This is a genomic window from Streptomyces sp. MnatMP-M17, from assembly GCF_900091995.1.
In the GTDB taxonomy this organism is placed as follows: Bacteria; Actinomycetota; Actinomycetes; order Streptomycetales; family Streptomycetaceae; genus Streptomyces.
Window position 1 is genome coordinate 1 of sequence record NZ_FMDK01000977.1, and the last position, 7871, is coordinate 7871.

General features: G+C 68.5%; 8 protein-coding genes. 2 read left to right on the plus strand and 6 right to left on the minus strand.

From position 1 onward, the window contains the following. The 6 genes from GA0115259_RS34500 to GA0115259_RS34525 all read right to left on the minus strand — a co-directional run. Window positions 1-1718 (minus strand): xanthine dehydrogenase family protein molybdopterin-binding subunit (locus GA0115259_RS34500; protein WP_237540705.1); only part of this gene is annotated, 1718 nt, incomplete at its 3' end. After that, window positions 1705-2736 carry an FAD binding domain-containing protein gene (locus GA0115259_RS34505; protein WP_093604214.1) on the minus strand — a complete coding sequence of 344 codons (1032 nt, stop codon included), beginning with the start codon at window positions 2734-2736 and terminating at the stop codon, window positions 1705-1707. The genes GA0115259_RS34500 and GA0115259_RS34505, both read right to left, overlap by 14 nt. Next, window positions 2733-3353: a 2Fe-2S iron-sulfur cluster-binding protein gene (locus tag GA0115259_RS34510; RefSeq protein ID WP_093604216.1), complete on the minus strand. Its 621-nt coding sequence runs from the start codon at window positions 3351-3353 to the stop codon at window positions 2733-2735. The genes GA0115259_RS34505 and GA0115259_RS34510 overlap by 4 nt, the downstream gene beginning before the upstream one ends. Window positions 3354-3610: 257 nt before the next feature. Then, complete coding sequence (locus GA0115259_RS34515; RefSeq protein ID WP_093604218.1) at window positions 3611-3910, minus strand: hypothetical protein; 300 nt, start codon at window positions 3908-3910, stop codon at window positions 3611-3613. A gap of 13 nt (window positions 3911-3923) precedes the next feature. Beyond that, the gene (locus tag GA0115259_RS34520) at window positions 3924-4586 is read right to left on the minus strand and encodes a hypothetical protein (protein WP_141716811.1); all 663 of its coding nucleotides are present in this window, start codon (window positions 4584-4586) and stop codon (window positions 3924-3926) included. Between the two features lie 131 nt (window positions 4587-4717). Then, window positions 4718-6553 (minus strand): phosphoenolpyruvate carboxykinase (GTP), encoded by a 1836-nt coding sequence (locus GA0115259_RS34525; RefSeq protein ID WP_093604222.1) that lies wholly within the window; start codon window positions 6551-6553, stop codon window positions 4718-4720. A 324-nt stretch (window positions 6554-6877) separates the two neighbouring features. Here GA0115259_RS34525 and GA0115259_RS34530 point away from each other — a divergent pair, with 324 nt between their 5' ends. Together GA0115259_RS34530 and GA0115259_RS39795 are read left to right on the plus strand one after the other, a co-directional pair. Continuing rightward, window positions 6878-7513 carry a PAQR family membrane homeostasis protein TrhA gene (locus GA0115259_RS34530; protein ID WP_237540706.1) on the plus strand — a complete coding sequence of 212 codons (636 nt, stop codon included), beginning with the start codon at window positions 6878-6880 and terminating at the stop codon, window positions 7511-7513. Between the two features lie 157 nt (window positions 7514-7670). Further along, on the plus strand, window positions 7671-7871 hold a 201-nt coding region (locus tag GA0115259_RS39795; protein WP_141716812.1), incomplete at its 3' end, for a hypothetical protein.

Consider the following 7871-nt stretch of genomic DNA (forward strand, 5'->3'; position numbering starts at 1 on the left):
CCACGCCCACCGCCGGCACCGTCGACGCGTACGCTGCCGTCCGCCAGGACCGCCGTCGCGGGATCGCGGCCGTACAGCGGCGAGCGCGCGTCGCCGCACGCCGCGGCGAGCAGCTTCTCGCGCAGGGCCGCGCACGCGCGGTGGACAGCGGTGCTCGAATTGCCCGCGCCCCAGGAGGCGCCGGAGCCGCCGCTGACCGGGAACTCGGAACGGCCGAGCTCGACGCGTACCCGATCGGGCGGCAGTCCCAGTCCGTCGGCGGCGACCTGGGTCAGCGTCGTGTACGTACCGGTGCCTATGTCGGTCATGTCCGACTGAACGACAGCCGTGCCGTCCGCCTCCAGCCGGACCCGTACCCTGGTCGCCCACTGCGGGTGAGGACGGATCGCGGAGGCCACGCCGTATCCGACCAGCCACCGTCCCTCACGCAGAGTCGCGGGCTTCGTCGGGCGGAGCTTCCAGCCGAACCGGCGCTCTCCCTCGCGCAGACACTCGACCAGATGACGGTCGCTGAACGGCACACCGCGTTCGGGATCCAGCTCCGGTTCGTTGCGGATCCGCAGTTCGACCGGATCCATCGACAGCTCGTGGGCCAGCTCGTCCATCGCCGCCTCGACCGCCAGCAGTCCCGGCGCGTGGCCCGGCGCGCGGACGTCCTCTCCGCGCGGCAGATCGAGCGAGGTCAGCCGGTGGCTCGTCGCGCGGTTGGGAGCGGCATAGAGACTGCGTGTGGTGACGGCGGTCTGCTCGGCGTACTCCATATCGGGATTGGTGGACATGGTGACGTCATGAGCGATCGCGACGAGTTTCCCGTCCCGTCCGGCGCCGAGGCGGACATGCTGGTGCGAGGTGGGCCGCATCCCGACGAGCGGGAAGGTCTGCTGCCTGGTCAGCGCGATCTTGACCGGCCGGCGCAGCGCGCGGGCGGCGATGGCGGCCAGGATCGTCTCGTAGTGGACGCGCAGCTTGGAGCCGAATCCGCCGCCGACGTACGGACTGACGACATGGATCCGCCGTTCGTCCATCCGGAGCGTGCTCGCGATGGAGGTACGGGCCATATCCACGATCTGGACGCTGGTGTGGACGATCAGATCCTCGCCCTGCGGCACCGCGAGACACGCGTGCGGTTCCATGGGCTGGGCGGAGTACAAGGGCGTCGTGTAGTGCTGATCGACCGTGACATCGGCGGCGGCGAATCCGGCGGCGAAATCGCCCACCGCGGTGTCGGCGGGGAGACCGATCTTCATCTTCTTCGGTGGATGGGCGTCGTCCAGGCGGGCGGCGAAATCGTACCGTCCCGGCTCGACGGCATACGTGACATCGATGAGACCGGCCGCCGCCCTTGCCTGTTCGAAGGTCGTCGCGACGACGAGCGCGACCGGCTCACCGTGGAAGTGGATCTCCGGATCGGCGAGTGCCGTGAAGGCGCGCTCAAACTCCAGGAAGGTGGACTCGTCGCGGAAGCCCTGCGGCGGCGCGTTGTGATACGTCATCACCAGACATACGCCGGGCAGGTGTTCGGCGCGTGTGGTGTCGATCCGCGTGATACGGCCCTTGCCGATGGTCGCGCCGAGGATGAACCCGTAGAGCGGCGGGCCGGCTTCCCACTCCTCGTATACGTAGGTGGCCCGGCCGGTGACCTTGAGCGGACCGTCGACGCGGTTGAGCGGCTGCCCGATCAGTGTGGCTTCTTCCTCGGCTTCCTCAGCTCGTGCCATGGCTGTCCTCGCCTCGCCCGTGCCCGGGTCGCTCCTGAGCCGCCGCGACCGCATCGGCCAGCGTGCGGCAAAGCGTCCGCTTGGCCAGCTCGATCTTGAAGTCGTTGCCGCCCTGTCCCACGGCGTCCCGCATCGCCGCCTCGGCCGCGGCGCGGTAGGTCGCCATCGTGGCGGGCCGGTCCCTCAGCGAGTCCTCCGCCGCGAACGACCGCCAGGGCTTGTGCGCCACACCGCCGAACGCCACCCGGGCGTCGGCAACCATGTTCCCGTCCGTCGAGACGATCGCCGCCACGGAGACCACCGCGAACTCGTAGGATGCCCGGTCGCGTACCTTCCGGTAGAGCTGTCCGCCCGGCGGTGGCGGCGGCAAAACGATGCCTGTGATCATCTCCTCGGGCCGCAGGACCGTCTCGATATGCGGAGTGTCGCCCGGCAGCCGGTAGAAGTCGCCGATGGCGACCGCACGGACGGACCGGTCGGCGCCGAGCAGTTCGATCCGCGCCTCCAGCGCCGTCATCGCGACGGCCATGTCCGAGGGATGCGTCGCGATGCAGGAGTCGCTCGCGCCGAGGATCGCGTGCATCCGGTTGACGCCGCCGATCGCGTCACAACCGGAGCCGGGATCACGCTTGTTGCAGCCGGAGTCCGTGTCATAGAAGTACGGGCAGCGCGTGCGCTGCAACAGATTGCCGCCGATGGACGCCATGTTGCGCAACTGACCCGAGGCTCCGGCGACAAGCGCCTGGGCCAGGACCGGACAGCCGCTGCGTACGCGCGCGTCGGCGGCCACATCGGAGTTCGCCGCCTGCGCGCCGATCCGCAGTCCTCCGTCCGGCAGTTCCTCGATCTCCGCCAGAGGCAGCCGGCTGATGTCGACCAGATGGTCCGGCCGCTCGATCTCCAGCTTCATCAGATCGAGCAGATTGGTGCCACCGCTGATGAACTTCGCGCCGGGACGGGAGACGGCCGCCACCGCGGCCCGTGCGTCCGTCGCCCGCTCATAGGTGAAGGGCCTCACTCCGGGCCTCCTTTCGCGGCGTGACCTGCCCCGACGTGACCCGCCCCGTCCCCGTGAGCCGCGACGTCACGGATGGCCGCGGCGATGTTCGGATAGGCGGCGCATCGGCAGATATTGCCGCTCATCCGCTCGCGGAGCTCCTCGTCGGTCAGCTCGATCGGCGCGGAGGAGACATCGGCGGTGGCATGGCTGGGCCAGCCCGCCGCCACCTCGCCGAGCATGCCGACCGCCGAACAGATCTGGCCTGGAGTGCAGTAGCCGCACTGGAAGCCGTCGCGCTCGACAAAGGCCGCTTGCATGGGGCTGAGATCGCCCGGTTGCCCCATGCCCTCGATCGTCACGATCTCGTCATCCTGACGCATCACGGCTAGCGTCAGACAGGAATTGACGCGCCGGCCGTTGACCAGCACCGTGCAGGCTCCGCACTGCCCGTGGTCACAGCCCTTCTTGGTGCCGCTCAGCCGCAGATGTTCACGCAGCGCGTCGAGCAGTGACGTACGCGGATCGATTTCGAGGCGCCGCGAACGGCCGTTGACGCTCAGCGTGATCGCGGAGAGGTGTGTCGCGGAGAGTGGTACGGACCCGTCCCGGGCCCGGTCCGCGTCCGGCTCGCTCATCGCAGCCTCCTTCCCACCTCCGCCCGGCCTCCTCGGAGAGCGTTCAGCGCGATGGGACGCATGGCGTTCTCCCCTTCGGAAGACATACCAGCTCCACCATAACTCCGTCCCGGTGAACCTGAAACTTGACGAATTAGCTGCCGGCTCGCCCTGGACACGAACGCGCTTATCGCCGGTTCAATCATTGAAACGGAATCGCAAGCCCGGGCACTTTCTCACTCCTGCACCGACTGGGCGGCATGAAGTAGTTCGCACCTTCAAAGGGTGTGACGGACTTCGAGATCCGTAAGGTGCGGTCCCAACGGGGCTACGGAAACCGCTCCGTGAGCGAGACCGCCTCGCAACGGCTGAGGAGCCTCCGAGACGGTCCCGGCGCCGGCCGCGTCGGCGGGCGGCCGGGTCGCGGGCATGGTCACCGGAGACGAGGACGGCTTCGAGCCGTCGCTGTCGCCGTCGCTCCCGGTGCAGCCGCTTGCGCCGAGCAGCGCGAGGACCGTCAGCGCGGTCGCGCTGAACAGCGCCGGCCGCCCGTGCGTCTGTACGGAGTCGAGGTTCACGGGCGGGAGTCTGTCACGGCCGGGAGTCCGTCACCGGTGTGCGGTCGGGGTCGGGGACGAGAGGTGACCATGGTGTTGAGCGGGTGCGCGTGCGCGTACGGCGGGAGGAGGTGCGGAGATTGCTCAAGCCGTTGTCGTCCAGGGCGTTCCGGGCGGCCTTTCTGAACTTCGGCAGGTTCTCCGTCATGGGCTGAACCGTCTGCTCGAAGGAGATCAGCAGGGCAATCGTGTCCTGTGGCAGCTTTCCGGCCGGATTTCTCTCGTGGTCCTCTCTGATCCGCCCGAGGTCCGCGCAGAGGGAGGAGATCACGTCGACCGACTGGGCGAGCTCCTCCGCCAGCGTCGACACGTTCTCCGGGCCCGCCAGAGCCACATCCACCCATACGGCTTTGACACTTGACGCCCGGTCCCGGCACTCGCGTACATAGGCGCTCGTGAAGTCGCTCAGGGCGTGCGGCCCCGGTTTCCGCTGGCCGATCGCCGTCTGCAACTCTTCCATCGCGGCGATGAACGCCCGGTAGAACCCATGGCGTGGTTCACGGCGTTGCCGGTGGTGTTCCATGTGCGCCGCTATCCGGGCCGATTCGAGCTGTGTGCGGCCGGCGGCGAACGCGGCTCCTATGGTGGCGAACGTACCCGCCAACGCACCGCATACCGCGGCTAACCCTGCGTCCATGACTGTTGAGTCTGACCGCTCCCGCCGTCGAGCGCGAGACCGCCGCAGGCCCCGATGCGCGAAAATGAGCGACACGGACGGCACAGGGCCGGTCCCGAGAGATGGGACCGGCCCGGCCGGGGTACGTCGTGTCAGCGCAGGCGTTCCACCAGCGCGTGGTACTCGTCCCACAGCTCCTTCGGCGCATGGTCGCCGAAGGTGTTGAGGTGTCCGGGTACGAGCGCCGCCTCCTCGCGCCAGACCTCCTTGTCGACCGAGAGCAGGAAGTCCAGCTCGGCCCCGGAGAGCGCCAGACCGTCCGTGTCCAGGGCCTCCTTGGTCGGCAGGACACCGATCGGCGTCTCGACGCCCTCGGCCCTGCCCTCCAGCCGCTCCACGATCCACTTCAGTACGCGGCTGTTCTCGCCGAAGCCCGGCCAGACGAACCTGCCGGACTCGTCCTTGCGGAACCAGTTCACGTAGTAGATCTTCGGCAGCTTGGACTCCTGGCCGCGGGCCGCCGCGTCGGCGCCGACCTTGACCCAGTGCCCCATGTAGTCGCCCATGTTGTAGCCGCAGAACGGCAGCATGGCGAACGGATCCCGGCGCAGTTCTCCGACCTTGCCTTCGGCAGCCGCCGTTTTCTCGGAGGCGACGTTGGCTCCGAGGAAGACGCCGTGCTGCCAGTCGAAGGACTCGGTGACCAGCGGTACGGCGGAGGCGCGACGGCCGCCGAAGAGTATGGCCGAGATCGGAACGCCCTTAGGGTCCTCCCACTCGGGCGCGATGATCGGGCACTGCCCGGCCGGCACGGTGAAGCGGGCGTTGGGATGCGCGGCGGGCGTGGCGGACTCCGGTGTCCAGTCCTCGCCCTTCCAGTCGGTGAGATGCGCGGGCGCCTCCTCCGTCATGCCCTCCCACCAGACGTCGCCGTCGTCGGTGAGCGCCACATTCGTGAAGACCGAGTTGCCCCACAAGGTCTTCATCGCGTTGGCGTTGGTGTGCTCGCCCGTGCCCGGCGCGACTCCGAAGAAGCCCGCCTCGGGATTGATCGCGTAGAGCCGGCCGTCCTCGCCGAACCGCATCCAGGCGATGTCGTCGCCGATCGTCTCCACGGTCCAGCCGGAGACGGTCGGTTCGAGCATGGCGAGGTTCGTCTTGCCGCACGCGGACGGGAAGGCCGCGGCAACGTACTTCGACTCGCCCTGCGGAGGTGTCAGTTTGAGGATCAGCATGTGCTCGGCGAGCCAGCCCTCGTCACGCGCCATGACGGACGCGATACGCAGCGCGTAGCACTTCTTGCCGAGCAGCGCGTTCCCGCCGTAGCCGGAACCGTACGACCAGATCTCGCGGGACTCCGGGAAGTGCGAGATGTACTTGGTCGTGTTGCAGGGCCACGGCACATCGGCCTCGCCCTCGGCCAGCGGCGCGCCCAGCGTGTGGACGGCCTTGACGAAGAAGCCGTCGGCGCCCAGTTCGTCCAGGACCGCCTGTCCCATCCGTGTCATGGTGCGCATGGAGGCCGCGACATACGCGGAGTCGGTGATCTCGACACCGATCGCGGAGAGCGACGAGCCCAGCGGGCCCATGCAGAACGGCACCACGTACATCGTCCTGCCGCGCATCGCACCACGGAAGACGCCCTGGTCGCCCGTGAAGATCTCCCGCATCTCGGCGGGCGCCTTCCAGTGGTTGGTCGGCCCCGCGTCCTCCTCCTTCTCGGAGCAGATGAACGTACGGTCCTCGACGCGTGCCACATCGGACGGGTCGGAGGCCGCGTAGTACGAGTTGGGCCGCTTGATCGGGTCGAGCTTCACAAAGGTGCCCTTGGCTACGAGCTCCCCGCACAGGCGCTCGTACTCGCTCTCGGACCCGTCGCACCAGACCACCCTGTCCGGCTGCGTGATTGCTGCTATCTCGTCGACCCAGGAGATCAGCTCCTGGTGGTGGGTGGGGGCGGTTTGGGGAGCCGCGATATCGCGCGCCACGATTGCTCCTTGATGAGGGATTTTGAGGTTGTGCCCCTTGGGGGCTGCGACCCGGACGCTTCGTAGCCGCTCATCCGGTGCCGACCGCACTCATATGATCATCCGCCGCAGCCGCCCATCTGTCCAGAGGACCGCCCACGTGAGCATCGCCACTCATGTGACATGACCAAGAGGTTATTTGTGCTCGAACGCTACCTACGCTCCCGTAGGTAGCATGAACTCATGACTCCTGCCTCGCCCGAGCCACTCGCCAACCCCCAGCCACAGGAAGGGGGAAGGACCGCGAGCCGAGGTGGCCCGGAAGCCGTGCCCGAGCTGTTGAACATGGTCAAGCCGAGGCTGCGCGGCTGGCTGCACGCGGGAATGTTTCCCGCCGTGCTGGTCGCGGGAGTGACACTCATCGTCACCACCGAGTCACTCCGCGCGAGGATCGCGTGCGGAATCTACGTACTGACCGCCTGCCTGCTCTTCGGTGTCAGCGCCATATACCACCGAGGCACCTGGGGACCGCGCGGCGAGGCCGTACTGCGCAGGCTCGACCACGCCAATATCTTCCTGATCATCGCGGGCACCTATACGCCGCTGACCATGCTGCTGCTGCCCGACACGACGGGCCGGACGCTGCTGTGGGCGGTCTGGGCCGCGGCTGCGGCGGGCATCGCCTTCCGGGTGTTCTGGGTCGGCGCACCACGCTGGCTCTACACGCCGTGCTACATCGCGATGGGCTGGGCCGCGGTCTTCTATCTGCCGGACTTCCTGCGCACCGGGGGGATCGCGGTGCTCGTCCTGGTGGTCGTCGGCGGACTGCTCTACAGCGCGGGCGGTGTGATCTACGGACTCAAGCGCCCCAATCCGTCACCGCGCTGGTTCGGCTTCCACGAGGTGTTCCACTCCTTCACGCTGGCCGCGTTCGTCGTGCACTTCGTCGGTATCTCACTGGTGGCCTACCAGCACTCGTGAGCCTCGGCCGCTCCCGCCCACATCTCCCTCCGCGCCGGGCATCCCGCTCGGCCCGATCATCGGCGGCCGGCTGCTCGAACACTTCTGGTGGGGCGTCGCCGACCGGCTGGACGTTCCCGGGCTCGCGGCCTCGGCGGACGCCGCGTACATCCACGGTATGAACCTCGCGCTGCTGGTCTGCGGTGTCGCGGCGCTGGTCTCCGCGCTGCTGGTGGTGACGCTCCTGCCGGAAGCCGGGCGGGAGAAGGATCTGAGTGCGGAGAAGGGCCGAGCGCGGAGGAGCCGGGAGAGGCTGCGGAGAAGGAGCGGGAGGCGGCCGGGCGGACAACCGGCATCGGCGGGCGTGGCCCCCGCGCCC